This window comes from Pseudalkalibacillus hwajinpoensis (genome assembly GCF_015234585.1).
In the GTDB taxonomy this organism is placed as follows: Bacteria; Bacillota; Bacilli; order Bacillales; family Guptibacillaceae; genus Guptibacillus; species Guptibacillus hwajinpoensis_B.
In genome coordinates, this window is record NZ_JADFCM010000001.1 from 1423663 (window position 1) to 1441499 (window position 17837).

The 17837-nt window shown below is 39.2% G+C and carries 15 protein-coding genes and 1 riboswitch; of the genes, 14 read left to right on the top strand and 1 reads right to left on the bottom strand.

The window, feature by feature from the left end:
• Positions 1-42: 42 nt before the first annotated feature.
• The 5 genes from IQ283_RS06845 (at position 43) to IQ283_RS06870 (ending at position 7010) form a co-directional block, all read left to right on the top strand.
• Complete coding sequence (locus IQ283_RS06845; protein ID WP_194219353.1) at positions 43-810, top strand: hypothetical protein; 768 nt, start codon at positions 43-45, stop codon at positions 808-810.
• Between the two features lie 30 nt (positions 811-840).
• The gene (locus IQ283_RS06850; RefSeq protein ID WP_194219354.1) at positions 841-1779 is read left to right on the top strand and encodes an FTR1 family iron permease; all 939 of its coding nucleotides are present in this window, start codon (positions 841-843) and stop codon (positions 1777-1779) included.
• Between the two features lie 113 nt (positions 1780-1892).
• The gene (locus IQ283_RS06855; RefSeq protein WP_194219355.1) at positions 1893-3401 is read left to right on the top strand and encodes a glycosyltransferase family 39 protein; all 1509 of its coding nucleotides are present in this window, start codon (positions 1893-1895) and stop codon (positions 3399-3401) included.
• Between the two features lie 77 nt (positions 3402-3478).
• Positions 3479-5260, top strand: a complete 1782-nt coding sequence (uvrC, locus tag IQ283_RS06860) for an excinuclease ABC subunit UvrC (protein WP_194219356.1) — start codon at positions 3479-3481, stop codon at positions 5258-5260.
• Between the two features lie 79 nt (positions 5261-5339).
• Positions 5340-5528, top strand: a riboswitch (Lysine riboswitch).
• A gap of 246 nt (positions 5529-5774) precedes the next feature.
• Positions 5775-7010, top strand: a complete 1236-nt coding sequence (locus IQ283_RS06870) for an aspartate kinase (protein ID WP_194219358.1) — start codon at positions 5775-5777, stop codon at positions 7008-7010.
• Positions 7011-7040: 30 nt separating this feature from the next.
• On the opposite strand, the gene IQ283_RS06875 is transcribed toward IQ283_RS06870, so the two are convergent.
• The gene (locus IQ283_RS06875) at positions 7041-7484 is read right to left on the bottom strand and encodes a YslB family protein (RefSeq protein WP_194219359.1); all 444 of its coding nucleotides are present in this window, start codon (positions 7482-7484) and stop codon (positions 7041-7043) included.
• Positions 7485-7792: 308 nt separating this feature from the next.
• On the opposite strand from IQ283_RS06875, the gene IQ283_RS06880 reads away from it, so the two are divergent.
• From IQ283_RS06880 to IQ283_RS06920, 9 genes are all read left to right on the top strand, one after another.
• On the top strand, positions 7793-8401 hold the full coding sequence (locus tag IQ283_RS06880) for a succinate dehydrogenase cytochrome b558 subunit (protein ID WP_194219360.1): 609 nt from the start codon (positions 7793-7795) through the stop codon (positions 8399-8401).
• Between the two features lie 74 nt (positions 8402-8475).
• Positions 8476-10239, top strand: a complete 1764-nt coding sequence (gene sdhA / locus IQ283_RS06885) for a succinate dehydrogenase flavoprotein subunit (RefSeq protein WP_194219361.1) — start codon at positions 8476-8478, stop codon at positions 10237-10239.
• Positions 10239-10997, top strand: a complete 759-nt coding sequence (gene sdhB / locus IQ283_RS06890; protein ID WP_194219362.1) for a succinate dehydrogenase iron-sulfur subunit — start codon at positions 10239-10241, stop codon at positions 10995-10997. Before sdhA ends, sdhB begins: the two co-directional genes overlap by 1 nt.
• Positions 10998-11356: 359 nt before the next feature.
• Positions 11357-11584, top strand: a complete 228-nt coding sequence (locus tag IQ283_RS06895) for a helix-turn-helix domain-containing protein (RefSeq protein WP_369810531.1) — start codon at positions 11357-11359, stop codon at positions 11582-11584.
• Positions 11585-12115: 531 nt separating this feature from the next.
• Positions 12116-12955, top strand: a complete 840-nt coding sequence (gene glcT, locus IQ283_RS06900; protein ID WP_194219363.1) for a glucose PTS transporter transcription antiterminator GlcT — start codon at positions 12116-12118, stop codon at positions 12953-12955.
• A gap of 166 nt (positions 12956-13121) precedes the next feature.
• Positions 13122-15158, top strand: coding sequence for a glucose-specific PTS transporter subunit IIBC (gene ptsG / locus IQ283_RS06905; protein ID WP_194219364.1), 2037 nt, complete (start codon positions 13122-13124; stop codon positions 15156-15158).
• A 31-nt stretch (positions 15159-15189) separates the two neighbouring features.
• Entirely contained in the window at positions 15190-15456 is a 267-nt protein-coding gene (locus IQ283_RS06910; RefSeq protein ID WP_136947743.1) for a phosphocarrier protein HPr, read from the top strand.
• Positions 15456-17183, top strand: coding sequence for a phosphoenolpyruvate--protein phosphotransferase (gene ptsP, locus IQ283_RS06915; protein WP_194219365.1), 1728 nt, complete (start codon positions 15456-15458; stop codon positions 17181-17183). Before IQ283_RS06910 ends, ptsP begins: the two co-directional genes overlap by 1 nt.
• 192 nt (positions 17184-17375) lie before the next feature.
• Positions 17376-17825, top strand: a complete 450-nt coding sequence (locus IQ283_RS06920) for a MarR family winged helix-turn-helix transcriptional regulator (protein WP_194219366.1) — start codon at positions 17376-17378, stop codon at positions 17823-17825.
• Positions 17826-17837 lie beyond the last annotated feature (12 nt).

Consider the following 17837-nt stretch of genomic DNA (forward strand, 5'->3'; position numbering starts at 1 on the left):
TGGTGATAATCATTATCATTATCAATGAGGAGGATATTTCAAATGATAAAACGTATTCTGTCATCAGCATTAATAATGACACTAATTTGTATACTAGCAGTTCCTGATCTTGCTAGTGCATACTCTTATGGTGACCCAACCGAAGAGAAAGTAGCTGAAGCATACAGTGAGATGTCTGCAAAACTTAATGAATCTCCTCCGAATTTTGCAGAAGCGAATAAAATTTTTGCTTCCGTTAAAGACGAAATTCAATTACATATGGGTGACGATGCGGTTCAAGCTGTTCAAAATGAGCTAGACAACGAAGATAAGGAAGCTGTGATAACGAATATGCAGCAAGTCCTGGTCTTAAATATTTCACGTCGACTTGAAAACGCTGAAACAGATTTTGAAGAATATGATACAACAAGAAAGCTAGTTGGCAAGGCAGATGCCACATATAAAACGCTCTCTCCCGTGGTGAAACAAACGAATCCAGAACTTGATGAAAAGATAAAGAATGAATTTGAGGTATTGCTTAATTCGCTTGGTAACCCTGGCCTTTTCGGAGTGGGGGAGAAAGATTCAGATGAAGAGAAATACGCTGAAAGTAAGAAAGTTATACTTGATGGACTAAAAAATCAATTTGATATGAAATCAGTTGAAATTGGTCACTTTGGAGAAAGTGCAACAGAGGATGAAAGCAGTGGTAGTGAAAAAACGGATTGGACTGATCTCAGTCAGCTATCGAATTGGCTGCCAATCGTTATTCTCATCGTTGTGATTGCAGGAGTAGTGATTTACACAACAAGAAAACGCCGACGCTCCTAAAATCTTTATTTGCGGAAAGGGGAAAGTTTAATGGAAATTCAGGCATTACTGATCATGTTCAGGGAAGTACTTGAAGCGCTTCTCATAATTGGAATCATAACCACCTATATGAAACGAATGGGACAGTGCCAGTATAATAAATATGTCTGGTTAGGTGCTGGGCTTGCTGTTGTTGCAAGTGTAGGCGTAGCCATGTTGTTCCAGGTTGTTTTCACCGGGTTCGCAGCGATGGGAAGCGAGATTTACCTGAAAATTTCCATTATGCTGATCTCCGCCGTATTATTAACTCAAATGGTTTTTTGGATGGCTTCACATAGTCGCAATCTTAAAGGAAAGACAGAAGGGAAAATGACGGAATACATTACAACGGGGAACGTGATAGGCATGGTCATCCATTCTTTCCTCGTTGTCCTTCGTGAAGGTGTAGAAACGGTATTTTTCTTTGCTGCAATTACTGGTGGCGATATTGGTAAAGGATTTGAAGGATGGGGAGCGATTACTGGAATCTTGATTGCTTCCGCTGTATCGTACTTTTTCTTTAAGGGCACGATGCGCATTCCGCTTAAATCGTTCTTTAAGATTACTGGAATCTTTATTGTACTTATTGCCGGTGGGTTATTTGTACAGGGCATTTCGATGATGCAGGATATTAAACTAATTGGTAGCGTAATGCCTCACGTATACGACCTTACATGGTTCTTGCCAGAACATCCAATTGACTACGCGCATTATGTTCGTGATCATGGTGTGGCACCTCTTCTCTCAGGAGACATTGGAATTTTCTTTAAAGCGTTGTTCGGATACTCTTCAATGCCTTCTATTGAAGAAATCATCGCGTACGTTGGTTATTTTGCAGTGATTTATCTTCTTGTGAACTCAAAGAATGAACCTGTAAAATCAGAAGTGAAAGAATCGAGTAAAGCGATTTTTAAAGCGACAAACGAAATGAAACAATCGACAGTTAAATAAACTTCCAAAGTGCAAGGCGAAATTCTTCGTCTTGTACTTTTTTTCATCGGGAATATTTAAAAAGGATAGATCAACGTATGACCCATATCAAGAATTATAAAGGATGATTAGGATTGGATCGATCAGGTAGATACCTTATACGAGCTAGAAGCATTAAAATACTCATCTGGCTGATTTCAATGAGCAGTATTCTGTTGATTGCTTGGTGGAGATTCGCCTATGCAACTGAGTTACCACGTTCTTGGGATCAAGTCGATTTCTCACTCGCCCTAAATCGATTTGATTTATTCGCCATGCAACCTCACTTTCCCGGATATCCCTATTTTATTCTAGGTGGGATGTTGTTAAATGAATGGATAGGAAATCCCGTTGAGGCTTTAACGTTATGGAATGGACTATTAATGTTACTTTCTATGTATCCAGCATATGCGGTTAGTCGCTCTTTTCTTTCAAAAACACTTAGCATGGCATCAGTAGCTCTTATTCAATCAATAGTATTTGTCAATGTGTTAACCATTCAACCGATGAGCGAGGCGGCAGCGGTGGCTATTCTATGGTGGTACTTATGGAGCTTGCAAAAAGCATTTCATCGCGAACATTCATTCATGAGCATCGTTGTCGCTTCTTTTTTGTTTAGTTTACTTTTAGGAGTTCGTTTATCTTATTTACCTTTTGGTGTCGGCCTTCTACTACTATTAATACAGAGAAAAAAGCAGCATAAGTCCATTAAATCTTACAGTTCATTTTTACTCACCCAGGTCGGTATAGCCGTTATCTTTCAATTAATTTGGGTAGGGGGTCTTGCTGCTTCTGAAGGTGGCGTAGCTGCATTTTTACAGCTAGCCTTTGGGTTTTCTGAAGGTCACTTTGAAGAGTGGGGTGGAACGGCGGTTTCAGCCTCAGCCCCACTTTTGGAACGAATATCACATCTGATATTGAATAATATAGTTTGGACAGGTCTTAGCGGTCAAGCGCTAACGATTTTACTACTATATCTAACCTTGTTTACGTTCATAATCTTCCAAGGGGTGAAAAATAGGGGGAGAACTTTACGAGAAATTTCATGGTTTGGCTGGGCATTTGTCGCTATGGCATTTAGCTATTTTCTATGGGCGCTTTTGGCGCAAAACATTGATAAGCCAAGACATATCCTGCCTCTACCTGGGATAATAATACTTGGATTTCTTTGGATAGGATTAAGAAGACAGGGGAATAACTCAACGAAAATAATGCTTGGTTTAACCGTAATGATTAGCATACAAACAATTGTTTCCTATTCAACTATGAAAGAAGCAAACGATCCAGCAGCTGTTTATCAATTGATGGATTATGTAGAGCAAATTAACGAGCCGGTCATTGTGTATACTTGGGAAGAAACTAGGGTAATGTCCTATAACAAGGTGTCATTTGAACACGAACAAATTTATACGTATTCCAACTTTCTATCTGATCTTCAATATTTTGATGAGCATCGCGTATTTTTAACAGGACAGGTTCTCGATGGATTTAAGAAACAGAATATATCGATGGATGGTCAAATCAAAAAGGTCAAAGAATTCCATTCCTCCACATTGTATGATCCTGTCTATCATGACATTGTTTTATATGAGTTCTTAAGATAATAGAAAATTGAGGTAATGTGTTACAATGAGAGGGGAACATAGATACGCCTTGAAAAGGAGTAGTGAGGTGAGGCAGCATGGAACAACATCTTAAAAATAAGCTAGCGATCCTTCCTGACCAGCCCGGGTGTTATTTAATGAAAGATCGCAAGGGAACGATTATTTATGTTGGGAAGGCAAAGGTGCTAAAAAATAGAGTCAGATCTTATTTTAGTGGATCACACGATGGAAAAACGCAGCGGCTTGTAAGTGAAATACGTGATTTTGAGTATATCGTAACCTCCACAAATCTTGAAGCTCTTATTCTTGAACTTAATTTAATCAAAAAACATGACCCGAAATATAATGTGATGCTTAAAGATGATAAAAGCTATCCTTATATAAAAATAACGGCAGAAGAACAGCCCCGCTTAATTACGACACGTAAAATAAAAAAAGATAAAGGTAAGTATTTTGGTCCATATCCGAATGCTTATGCAGCTAGTGCAACAAAGAAGCTTTTGGACCGACTATATCCTTTACGTAAATGTCGTAAAATGCCTGATCGCGTCTGTCTTTATTATCATATAGGCCAGTGTCTTGCTCCATGTGTCAACGACGTGTCTAAAGAGCAAAATAAAGAGATGATTGACGGGATTACGCGTTTTCTAAACGGAGGTCACCAGGAAGTTAAAGAAGACATAGAAAGAAAGATGACCACAGCATCTGAGAACATGGATTTCGAGCGAGCAAAAGAGTTTCGCGATTTAATGTTTCATATTGATAAAGTTATGGAAGTGCAAAAGATCCAATCTAACGATGGTATTGATCGGGATATTTTCGGTTATAGTTTCGACAAAGGATGGATGTGTGTTCAAGTTTTCTTTGTACGACAAGGGAAGTTAATTGAGAGAGAGGTTTCTCTTTTTCCTTTTTATAATGATGCTGAAGAAGATTTCTTAACTTATATCGGTCAGTTCTATCTTCAACAAAATCATCCTAAGCCAAAAGAAGTATTGCTTCCTCAGCAGGTTAATGCTCAGATGGTAGAAGAACTTCTACAAATTCCAGTTCACCAGCCAAAACGAGGCAAGAAAAAAGAGCTTGTGGAGCTTACGATGAAGAACGCGACCATTGCCATTAATGAGAAATTTTCATTAATTGAACGCGACGAGAAAAGAACGATTGATGCTGTTGAAAACTTGGGAGAAAAGCTTAATATAGAAGCTCCGCTCAGAATTGAAGCTTTTGATAACTCGAACATTCAGGGCACGAACCCTGTATCCGCTATGGTTGTTTTTCTTGATGGAAAGCCAAAGAAAAATGAGTATCGCAAGTACAAAATCAAAACAGTGGAAGGACCAAACGATGTAGGTTCTATGAAAGAGGTTGTGAGAAGAAGATATTCAAGAATGCTTAAGGAAAATGGTCCGCTTCCTGACTTAATTATTATTGACGGCGGAATAGCTCAAATACAGGCGTCACAGGATGTGCTCGAGAATGAGCTTGGTCTGGACATACCGGTTTGCTCGCTGACGAAAGATGAGAAACATAAAACGTCTCATCTTCTTATTGGTGATCCTCCTGAGGCTGTTTATCTACCAAGAAATAGTCAGGAATTCTACCTGTTGCAAAGGATTCAAGATGAAGTACACCGATTTGCGATTACGTTTCATCGACAGCTTCGAGGAAAATCGATGCTTAAGTCAAGTCTTGATGATATTCCCGGTATCGGAGAGAAGAGAAGAAAGAAGCTGCTAAATCATTTTGGATCGATCAAAAAAATGAAAGAAGCAAGCGTTGAAGACTTACACAACGCAGGCCTACCAATGAATGTTGCAGAAGAAGTAATCGCTCGATTTGAAAGTCAATCAAATTAATTTGTAAGAACATGTTGCGGCATTCACGTAAGTTCGTTATAATGAGTGAAATTTAATAGTTCCACACTTCGAAAGTTGAAGTGATGGTAGAGGCGCAAAAACCAATAGTAAGCTTACTGAAGAGTGTTAAGACTCAGTGATAGGAGCTGAAAGGGGGATTTGCCGAAGTGGAAAGACGCTTATCCGTCTGAAGCTGGATCTGTATTGAATAAGTGCAGAGCTGTCATCCAATACCTACCCGGGGATTGGATGGAGAACTATCTCACGAAGGGACGTTTTCTTGGATTTGTTATGAAAACAACAGTGAGGTTTTTCTCATTGTTGTTTTTTTATACTTTAATAAACGCTTTACAAGTTTAAAGTATAACAAAAATGAAGGCTATCGCTATTTCAATTTGGTGAGTGGCCGAGTTTTTTAATATCCATTTCGACTCTTAGTTAGTGAGTGTTTGTAACGTGCGATATTTACGCACTATGAGGGATAACGAGCTGCATGAAAGAAAGGATGGAGAGAGTGGGACTACGCGTATTGAAATTCGGAGGTACGTCTGTTGGAGATGTAGAGAAAATCAAAAATGTTTCCAAAAGGCTTATGGAAGCTGTAAATAATGGAGATGAGGTTGTTGCGGTTGTTTCAGCGATGGGCAAAACAACGGATGAGCTTTTAGGATTATCAAAAGGGATAACAGCTACACCGTCTGCAAGAGAGCTTGATATGCTTCTAACGACTGGAGAACAAGTAACAACAGCGCTTCTTTCGATGGCATTAAATGAAGAAGGGTACGATGCCATTTCATTAACAGGCTGGCAAGCAGGAATTAAAACAGAGTCGCTTCACGGCAATGCCAGAATCCTCGATATTGATGCATCACGTATGAATCAACACCTTGCTGAAGGGAAAATTGTGATAGTAGCAGGATTCCAGGGGCTAACTGATACGTCTGACATCGCAACGCTAGGGCGAGGTGGTTCCGATACAACAGCTGTGGCGATTGCAGCAGCTCTTAAAGCGGATCGTTGTGAGATTTATACAGATGTGGATGGTGTGTATACGACAGATCCTCGATATGTGAAAGGTGCAAGAAAGCTTTCTACGATTTCTTATGATGAAATGCTTGAACTTGCTAACCTTGGGGCTGGTGTCTTACATCCTAGAGCGGTTGAGTTTGCAAAAAACTATAACATCTTGCTAGAGGTCCGCTCGAGCTTTACGAATGAACCTGGAACGCTAATTGAGGAGGTCGTATCAATGGAACAAAATTTGGTGGTTAGAGGTCTGGCTTTTGAAAGTAATGTAACGAAAATAACAATTTCAGGTTTGCCGAATGAGATTACAACACTTCCTTCCTTGTTCTCATCTCTTGCGGCAAATGGTATTAATGTAGATGTGATCATTCAAAGTACAGGAGAGAAAAATACAACGAGTATCTCATTTTCAATTGAAACAGCCTCTCTTGAATTAACTCTTGATGTGCTCCGTCGCATTAAAGTGAAACTTCCCTACGAACATATTTATCACGAATCAGAACTTGCTAAGGTATCCATAGTAGGATCAGGTATGATTTCTAACCCTGGTGTTGCGGCACAAATGTTTGAAGTACTTGCTGAACACGGGGTAGAAATGAAGATGGTGAGTACATCAGAAATCAAAGTGTCAACAATCGTTCCAGAAGATAAAATGATTTATGCTATTGAGTCGCTACACGATAAATTTCAACTAGATGAAAGAACCCCTGTTAAACAAATGTAATCAAAAAGGAGACCACGTGTGGTCTCCTTTCTATTCAACCTGATCTTTTGGGTCCCATTTTACTGTGAATTGAATTTCATTCTTTTTATCAGTTTCATAGGCTTCAGCGATGCAACGAAGCATATTTTGATATTGTTCGGCTAGAAAACCTGCTTCTAGTTGATAACAAGCATTTCGACTAGTTTTTCTTCGCTCAGTGATAAGAGCTGACTGAAGATCAAACGTTACTTCATTCTTTTTTTCTTGTGCAATTGATAATTTACCCCATCCAGCACGCTGAAAAAAATCCTCGATCTCTTCTCGAGTGGAGAGCGGGAATTGCCTGGCCATTTCTTTTCCAGTCCAATATAAAACAGCCGGCTGTTCACTTCCAAGAAGTTCAGGAATAAGAACTTCTCTATAAAATTCATATCCAAAAGCAGTTGTTTCTATTTCATGACTATAATCAATCGAGTTTGTGCGCTTCTTAAACATAAATTCCTCCCAGCTTTTCTACAAAATAATTATAACGTTTTATCGACAAATCCTCCATAGCACCATAGATAGAATTTATTTATATAGAAAGCGTATTCAATTGAGATATACGCAGGTGTTGCAAGGGAATTTTGAAAAATCTAAATGTACACGTTTTCTTGACGGTCCTAAATGATGGGAGTACAATGGGTATGTCACAATATAATCGACAGAAAGCGATGATTTCTGTGCATGCAAAGACTTCTTTATTAGAAAAAAATGCACTGGCAGATGGTAGCTTAACAACTTAAAAGGGGGACACACAAAACATGGCCGCAAGTCGAGACTTTGTAAGCCGAAAATTGCATTCGCTTCTAGGAGTAATTCCGCTCGGACTTTATGTTACTCAGCATCTTACTGTTAACTATTTTGCAACAAGAGGGCCCGAGGCGTTTAATGACGCAGCTCATTTTATGGAGAGCCTTCCTTACAGGTATTTGCTTGAAATTTTCGTCATTTTCTTACCGCTCTTATTCCATGCGATTTACGGTGTTTATATCGCATTTCAATCCAAAAACAACGTAAGTCGATATGGTTATTTACGTAACTGGATGTTTTATTTGCAGCGGATTTCTGGCGTTATCGTATTAATATTTGTAACTTGGCACGTCTGGCAAACGAGAATACAAGCTGCGATGGGAGCAGAAGTAAACTTCCAAATGATGGCTGATATCTTGTCTAATCCAGGAATGATGATCTTTTACATCGTTGGTGTACTTGGTACTGTCTTCCACTTCGCAAATGGCTTATGGTCATTCTTTGTAAGCTGGGGCTTCACAGTAACACCAAAATCACAGCGTACGATGACATACGTAACAATGGTCATTTTCGTTGCACTTTCAGTTGTTGGCATGCGCGCATTATTTGCATTCGTTTAAGAAAGTGAACTGTCTTCACCACGTCTGATACATAACTTTCAGACAGAGCCAGCATTTAAGGGGGAACTGTTCTTATGAGTAAAGGTAAATTAGTGATAGTTGGAGGCGGCCTTGCAGGTTTGATGGCTACCATCAAAGCTGCGGAAGCTGGAATGCAAGTAGATCTTCTTTCCATCGTTCCAGTAAAACGTTCTCACTCTGTATGTGCGCAGGGGGGAATTAACGGGGCTGTTAATACAAAAGGAGAAGGAGATTCTCCTTGGGAGCACTTTGATGATACAGTTTATGGAGGAGATTTCCTTGCAAATCAACCTCCAGTAAAAGCAATGTGTGATGCAGCGCCTGGTATCATTCACTTAATGGATCGTATGGGCGTAATGTTTAACAGAACACCAGAAGGTCTACTAGATTTCAGACGCTTTGGTGGAACACAACATCACCGCACTGCTTTTGCCGGTGCAACAACCGGGCAACAGCTACTATATGCGCTTGATGAGCAAGTTCGTCGCCATGAAGTAGCAGGCCTCGTTACAAAATATGAAGGATGGGAATTTCTCTCCGCTATTTTAGATGATGAAGGTGTATGCCGAGGAGTTGTTGGTGAAAACTTAACAACTTCTGAAATAAGAAGTTTTGAAGCAGATGCGGTTATTATGGCGACTGGTGGACCTGGTATTATCTTCGGTAAGAGTACAAACTCTGTTATTAATACAGGTTCTGCTGCTGGTGCGCTTTATCAGCAAGGGGCTATTTATTCCAATGGGGAATTTATTCAAATTCATCCAACGGCAATCCCTGGTGATGACAAGCTTCGTCTTATGAGTGAATCTGCACGTGGCGAAGGTGGCCGCGTTTGGACGTATAAAGACGGTAAACCATGGTATTTCCTTGAGGAAAAATACCCAGCATATGGAAATCTTGTACCGCGTGATATTGCTACGAGAGAAATTTTTGATGTGTGTGTAAGTCAAAAGCTTGGTATTAATGGTGAGAACATGGTTTACCTTGACCTCTCACATAAAGATTCAAAAGAGCTTGATGTTAAGCTTGGCGGTATTATTGAAATTTATGAGAAGTTCATGGGTGACGATCCTCGTAAAGTCCCTATGAAAATTTTCCCTGCTGTACACTATTCAATGGGTGGTTTATGGGTTGATTTTAACCAGCAGACTAATATTCCTGGGCTATTTGCTGCTGGTGAATGTGATTATTCTCAACACGGTGGCAATCGTCTTGGAGCAAACTCGCTATTATCTTCTATTTATGGTGGCATGGTTGCTGGTCCAAATGCGGTTGACTATATTAATGGATTAGAAGCAACGGTTGAGGATCTCTCTTCTTCATTATTTGAAAAGCATCAACAAGAAGAGCAGGCAAAGCAGGACGCAATCATGAAGATGAATGGAACAGAGAATGCTTACCAAATTCATAAAGAGCTTGGCGAATGGATGACAGCTAACGTAACGGTTGTAAGAAACAACGATAAGTTAAAGGAAACAGATGAGAAAATTCAAGAGTTGATGGAGCGTTACGAGAACATCAATATTAATGATACATCCAAGTGGAGTAATCAGGGGGCTTCATTTACTCGACAATTATCTAACATGCTACAGTTGGCACGGGTAATTACAATCGGGGCCTTAAACCGTAACGAAAGTCGCGGTGCGCACTACAAGCCTGAATTCCCTGAGCGGAATGATGAAGAATTTCTTAAAACAACAATGGCTAAATACGATGCAGTAAACAACAAACCAGAATTCTACTATGAAGAAGTAGATACATCATTAATTCCACCTCGTAAACGCGATTATTCTAAGAAGAAAGCGGGGGATAAATGATGAGTGAGAATAAAACTGTTACACTTAAGATAAAAAGGCAGGATGGACCTGAATCTAATTCATATGAAGAAACGTTTACGATTCCATACCGTCAAAATATGAACGTTATTTCTGCTTTAATGGAAATTCGTCGTAATCCAGTTAATGCAAACGGTGAGAAAACTACACCTGTTATTTGGGAAATGGGTTGTTTAGAAGAAGTATGCGGAGCTTGTTCGATGGTCATTAACGGAAAACCACGTCAATCTTGTACTGCTTTACTAGATCAACTTGAGCAACCAATTCGCTTAGAGCCAATGACCACATTCCCGGTTGTGCGAGATCTTGCTGTAGATCGAAGCAGAATGTTTGATGCACTTAAGAAAGTGAAAGCATGGATTCCGATCGATGGTACCTATGATCTTGGACCTGGTCCGAGAATGCCTGAGAATAAGCGACAGTGGGCATATGAACTATCAAAATGTATGACATGTGGTGTTTGTCTTGAAGCGTGTCCGAACGTAAATAGTCGCTCGGAGTTTATTGGACCGGCTGCTATTTCACAGGTTCGATTATTCAACTCACATCCAACAGGTGAGATGAACAAAGAGGAGCGTCTGGAAGGCTTAATGGGAGAGGGTGGACTTGGGAACTGTGGTAACTCACAGAACTGTGTGCAATCTTGTCCGAAAGGAATTCCACTAACAACATCTATTGCTGCAATGAATAGAGCAACGTCACTTCAAACGTTCAAAAACTTTTTTGGAAGTGATCACTAGGAAAAGATCCCCTGCAAGGGGGTCTTTTTTTAGTTTCAGATAATTCTTAAGCTATGTTAGCTTATACTGATGATTCTCGATTTTTTCCGAGAAGGGATTGATCATCACAGAACTTAAATGATTCTAAAATCAACAGCGTTCATTAACAGAGCCAAGTCTTAAGAAAAGAATAGAATAAAACCTTATTACGATATTTCTCAGGAAATGATGAAGAAGAACGAAGGTTGTCATAATAAATTCTCTAAACTGTTTTTATGCAATGTGTGAATTAATGTAACACGTAAGATAGAAATTCATATATTGTATGGACTATATAATTTCAATCGAAGTTGCTTTGTTGCCCTATCGAGGAGGGTGGAATGTTGAAAGGGAACCACTACCGACCAAAGCCACTATTAACCAAAAGAGAAAGAGAAGTTTTCGAATTGCTTGTTCAAGACAAAACGACAAGAGAAATAGCAGAAGAATTGTTTATTAGCGAAAAAACAGTTCGGAACCATATTTCGAACACGATGCAAAAGCTGGGGGTAAAGGGGCGTTCTCAGGCTGTTGTCGAATTGCTTCGACTGGGAGAATTAGAAATATAAAACTGTGCCGGCTTAAAAGCCGGTTTTTTCTTTTGTGAAACATCATGTTTGCTTATACTGTTAATTCTAGATTATTTCCTCATTCGAGTTAAATGTCATTCTGTGAAAAAGAAAGAATGAGATACATAGGAACTTAAACTTCATGATAAAGAGTAAGGAAGAGAGAGATCAGTCTATGAAGTGAGTAGGTTAAAATAAAAAAGAATGAATAGTATGTTAAGATAACAAAAAGGCATGTAACAAGATGGTTTCATGCGAAGAAGAGACACTTATACAAAAAGCGTAGCTTATTAGTAGATTTTCTTTTGTATGATAATGACATAATAAAATATCGGCATATGAAATGAATGGAAGATAGAAAAATATCTTCGGGTTGTTATAAATGAAGCAATAGATTATGATATCAACTATATTACATGAGTAAGGGGCAACCTATTGGAACGTTTTCTCATTGACGTTCGATCTGTTATTTACTATCATTAGTACGTTCATAATCACAAATGAAACCGGTTTAATGAGGGGAAATTGAACATGAATGGTGAATTTGAAATAAAGAAAATTCTAAATAATAATGTCGTAATTGCCGTTTCGGAGAATAATAATGAAGTCGTTTTAACGGGAAAAGGGATTGGCTTCAATCAGAAACAAGGCGAAAGACTCGATGAATCCAAAGTAGACAAGTATTTTGTTCTTATAGATAAGCATGAGCAGGAACAATATAAGTTATTAGTTCCACATGTCCCAGAATCTTTTATCGGCATGATGAATGATACTATTTCGCTAATCGGAGATAAGCTGGATGCGGAGTTAGACGAGCATATCCACGTTTCCTTAACGGATCACCTTTCCTTTGCGATTAAACGCCTTCGTCAAGGATTGGATGTAAAGAATCCTTTTCTAGTCGAAACGCAAACAATGTATCCAAAAGAGTATACAATTGCTGAAGAAGTGATACAGTTAATTAATCATAAGCTTGATGTGGCTCTTCCTGATGGAGAGATTGGGTTTGTTGCGTTACACATTCACAGTGCCATTACCAATAGAAGCGTAGGTAAACTTAACAAATATTCCGCTTTAATTAGTCAACTCGTTAAAGTAATTGAAGAATCTCTTCGAATTGAAATTAGTCGGACAGGAATTGATTATTTGCGTCTTGTACGTCATCTGAGACATGCGATTGAACGCAGTGAGTTAAATCAACCCGTTGAAGCACATGAACGATTAGAAAAAGTGTTGAAAGAAGAATATCCAGTGTGTTATAATCTGTCATGGAAGTTGATTAAAATTATGCAGAAGGAACTTCGTACGAATTTTCCTGATGCAGAAGCAGTCTACTTAACGATGCACTTGCAAAGGCTTTCTCCTAAATAATTTTATACTTAACGGTAACGTGTTACTGATACGATCAGGCATGAGTGAAGCCGGAATGACAAAAACTGATTGGGGTATAGTATATCCTGATTGAGTTGTCATACCGTCCACTCATGCCTTTTTTATATTCAAATTTTTTGGGGGAAAAATAAAAGGAGGAAAACACATGTTTAAACAGGCTTTCGGGGTTTTACAGCGCGTTGGTAAAGCGCTAATGCTTCCAGTTGCAATTTTACCTGCAGCTGGACTATTGCTAGGTTTTGGTAATGCATTTCAAAATCCAACTTTACTTGAAAAACTACCGTTCTTGTCAGCTGAATGGTTCCAGCTTCTTGCTACTGTCATGGAGGAGTCTGGTGGGATAGTATTTGCTAACCTTGCACTACTATTTGCGGTTGGGGTAGCAATTGGTTTATCTGATGGAGACGGCGTTGCGGGTATTGCTGCAATTGTAGGTTTCCTTGTTATGAATATTACAATGGGTGTACTTGAAGGCGTATCAGCTGATCAAGTTGCTGAAAGCGCATCATATGCTAATGTGCTGGGTATACCTACATTACAAACAGGGGTTTTCGGAGGAATTATAGTCGGTATTCTTGCCTCCTATATGTATAAACGGTATTATAATATTCAACTTCCTCAATATCTTGGTTTCTTTGCTGGGAAACGATTTGTTCCAATCGCTACGGCGGTTTCAGCTTTGATTCTTGGTGTAATTATGATTTTCGTTTGGCCACCTGTACAATCTGGCCTAAATGCTTTTTCACACAACATGCTTGATGCTAATCCAGCACTTGCTGCATTTGTATTCGGTGTCATTGAACGTTCGTTAATTCCATTCGGACTGCACCATATTTTCTACTCACCATTCTGGTTTGAGTTTGGACAATATACAAATGCTGCAGGTGAAATCATTCGAGGAGATCAAAAGATTTTCTTCGAACAGTTGAAAGATGGTGCTGAGTTAACTGCTGGTACATTCATGACTGGTAAATTCCCGTTTATGATGTTTGGTCTTCCTGCAGCAGCGCTTGCTATGTATCATGAAGCTAGACCAGAAAAGAAAGCGGTTGTAGCAGGAATCATGGGCTCTGCTGCACTTACTTCTTTCTTAACAGGGATAACTGAGCCGCTTGAATTTTCTTTCTTATTCGTAGCTCCAGTCCTTTTTGGAATTCATGCGATTTTTGCAGGTCTTTCTTTTATGACAATGGCTTTACTTGATGTTAAAATTGGTATGACTTTCTCTGGTGGTGTCATTGATTTCCTTCTATTCGGAGTACTTCAAGGTAGAACTGCCTGGTGGCTTGTTATTCCAGTAGGGTTAGTATTCGCATTAATCTATTACTTCGGCTTCCGTTTTGCGATTCGTAAGTTTAACTTAATGACTCCTGGACGAGAAGAAGATGAAGAGGATGAAATTGCTGACGATGGTCAGGACAATACAGCGCTTGCTTACAATGTGCTTCAAGCTCTTGGCGGTGAAAGCAATATTACAAGTCTTGACGCTTGTATTACACGACTTCGTGTTTCTGTTTCAGATAAAGGCGAAGTGGATAAGAAGCGTTTGAAACGTCTTGGTGCATCAGGTGTTATGGAAGTAGGAAATAACATTCAGGCTATTTTTGGAACGCAGTCCGATGGTTTGAAAGGACAAATCAGAGATATCATGAGTGGAAAAACACCAAAGCCACTTCAAGATGAGAAAAAAGAAGAAAAGAGTGAGCAAACTTCTGGAGTGAAGGGTGCTGATCATCTTATTTCTCCTCTAGAGGGTAAGATTATGCCAATCACGGAAGTGCCTGATCAGGTCTTTTCTGGTAAGATGATGGGAGACGGTTTTGCGATTGAACCAACTGATGGCTTGATTGTCGCACCGGTTGATGGCAAAATAATGAATGTGTTCCCAACGAAGCATGCAATTGGTATTGAGTCTGTTAATGGACGTGAGATCCTAATTCACGTTGGAATTGATACGGTTAACCTCAAAGGTGAAGGTTTTGAAGTATTCATTAGCGAAGGCGATGAGATTAAGCAAGGACAGAAGCTTATGAAGGTTGATCTCTCATTTATTAAAGAGAATGCAACATCAACTATTACGCCTATTGTATTTACTAACCTTGAAGAGGGAGAAACAATTGATCTTTCGAAAGAAGGAACTGTTTCTCGGGAAGACAAAGATATTATTACAATATCAAAATAAAAAATATAACATTTGAAAGAGGGAATTGAAAATGGCAGAGAAAAATTTCACAGTAACAAGCGAATCAGGAATCCACGCACGCCCAGCGACAGCACTAGTAAACAAAGCAGGTCAATACAGCTCTGACGTAACGCTTGATTACAACGGGAAGTCTGTAAACTTGAAATCCATCATGGGTGTTATGAGTCTTGGTATCCAACAAAATTCTGAAATCACTATCAAAGCAGAAGGATCAGATGCTGACGATGCGATTGCAGGACTAACTGAAGTTATGGAAAACGAAGGTCTAGGCAAGTAATGTCTAACCAACTGACTGGAATTGGCGCTTCTGCGGGAATTGCTATCGCTAAAGCGTTCGTACTTGAAAATCCGGCACTTGAAATTGAACAAAAGTCAATTACTGATGCTGGTGCTGAAATCGAACGTTTTGAAGCGGCCGTTCATCGTGCTAAAGAAGAACTAGAAGTCATTAAGAATCACGCCAATGAACAGCTCGGAGAAGATAAAGCAGCGATTTTTGCTGCTCATCTTCTCGTTTTATCTGATCCAGAGTTGTTGAATGCAGTGAAAGATAAAGTTAATAATGAAAAAGTAAATGCTGAAAGTGCAATGAGTGAAGTTTCCAATATGTTTATTAGCATGTTTGAGAACATGGATAATGAGTATATGAAAGAACGTGCTGCTGATATTCGAGACGTATCTAAACGTGTACTGGCTCATTTACTTGGCGTTACGTTTACATCTCCAGGTGCAATCACCGATGAAGTTATTGTTCTAGCTGAAGATCTCACTCCTTCTGACACTGCTCAATTAAATAAGCAGTTTGTTAAAGGGTTTGCGACGGATATTGGTGGTAGAACATCTCACTCTGCTATCATGGCGCGTTCAATGGAAATTCCAGCTGTCGTTGGAACGAAAACCATTACTTCTGAAGATGTGGAAGGTAAACTAGTTATTATTGATGGTATCGATGGTAATGTGATCGTTGATCCTTCTGAAGAAGAAATTGCGGAATATACAAAGAAAAAGGAACACTTTGAAGCTAAAAAACAAGAGTGGGCGAAGCTTGTTAATGAGCCAACAACAACGAAAGATGAGAAACATGTTGAGCTTGCAGCAAACATCGGAACTCCTGAAGATGTAAAAGGTGTCCTTGAAAACGGTGGAGAAGGCGTCGGCCTTTATCGTACTGAATTTCTATATATGGGCCGTAACGAATTGCCATCAGAAGAAGAGCAGTTCAAGGCTTACAAAGAAGTTCTTGAAAAAATGGATGGTAAGCCTGTCGTAATCCGTACACTTGATATCGGTGGAGATAAAGAGCTACCTTACTTAAATCTTCCGAAAGAAATGAATCCATTCCTTGGGTTCCGTGCGATTCGTCTTTGCCTGGAAGAGACGGAAATTTTCCGTACTCAGCTGCGTGCACTTCTTCGCGCAAGTGTTTTCGGTAACTTGAAAGTAATGTTCCCTATGATTGCAACTGTCGGTGAATTCCGTCAGGCTAAAGAGATGCTTCTTTCTGTTAAAGAGGAGCTAATCGGGGAAGGTATTCAGGTATCAGAAGATATTGAAATTGGTATGATGGTTGAAATTCCTGCAACGGCGGCAATGGCTGACGTTTTTGCTAAAGAAGTTGATTTCTTTAGTGTTGGAACTAACGATCTTATTCAATATACGATGGCTGCTGATCGTATGAATCAAAAGGTATCTTACCTTTACCAACCATATAATCCTGCAATTCTTAGACTTGTTAAAATGGTCATTGATGCAGCTCATAAAGAAGGCAAGTGGGCTGGTATGTGTGGTGAAATGGCGGGAGACCAGATTGCGATCCCAATCCTTCTTGGTCTTGGACTCGATGAATTCAGCATGAGTGCGACTTCGATTTTGCCTGCTAGAAGTCAAATGACGAAGCTATCTAAAGAAGAGATTTCTTCTCATATCGATCATATTCTTTCACTTGCAACAAATGAAGAAGTGGTTGCCTATGTACAAGAACATTTCGCAACGGAAGAGCTATAGGAAACTATAGCTCTTCTTTTTTTATTTACATATGTTCATGATTCGTTTTTAAGGCAATGATGAATTAGGTAAGTATTTTACGCTACTTCTTATACATGGGCAAATGAATAAGAAGTTAGAAGGAGTCATCTCTTGCAATTCATATCGGTTACAATCAAAATAGAATGTAAGATATTATAAGGGGGAGACTAGATGTCTGAAGAATTAACAAGAGAACCAGCGTCAATTGTTGATATAGAGAAATCACTTCGTATGGTTGCTGGTATTATTAAACAACATGGACGGGAACTTTTGAGTGAATTTTCCATTACACCTCCTCAATTTCTTGCGCTCCAATGGCTTTCTGAATACGGTGATTTAACTATTGGAGAACTGTCTAATAAAATGTATCTTGCCTGTAGTACGACGACGGATCTCGTGGATCGTATGGAAAAAACGGAGCTAGTAAAACGAGTGAAAGACCCACACGATCGACGAGTCGTACGAATTCATATATTAGATAAGGGAAATGAAATAATTAAAAAAGTGATTCATAAAAGACAGGTCTATTTGGAAAACATTACCCAGAAATTCTCGGGGGATCAAGTAAAAGCACTTGAAGAAAGTTTGCATTTACTTTATGACGAAATGAAAAAGAACTAACTGGACCGGTAA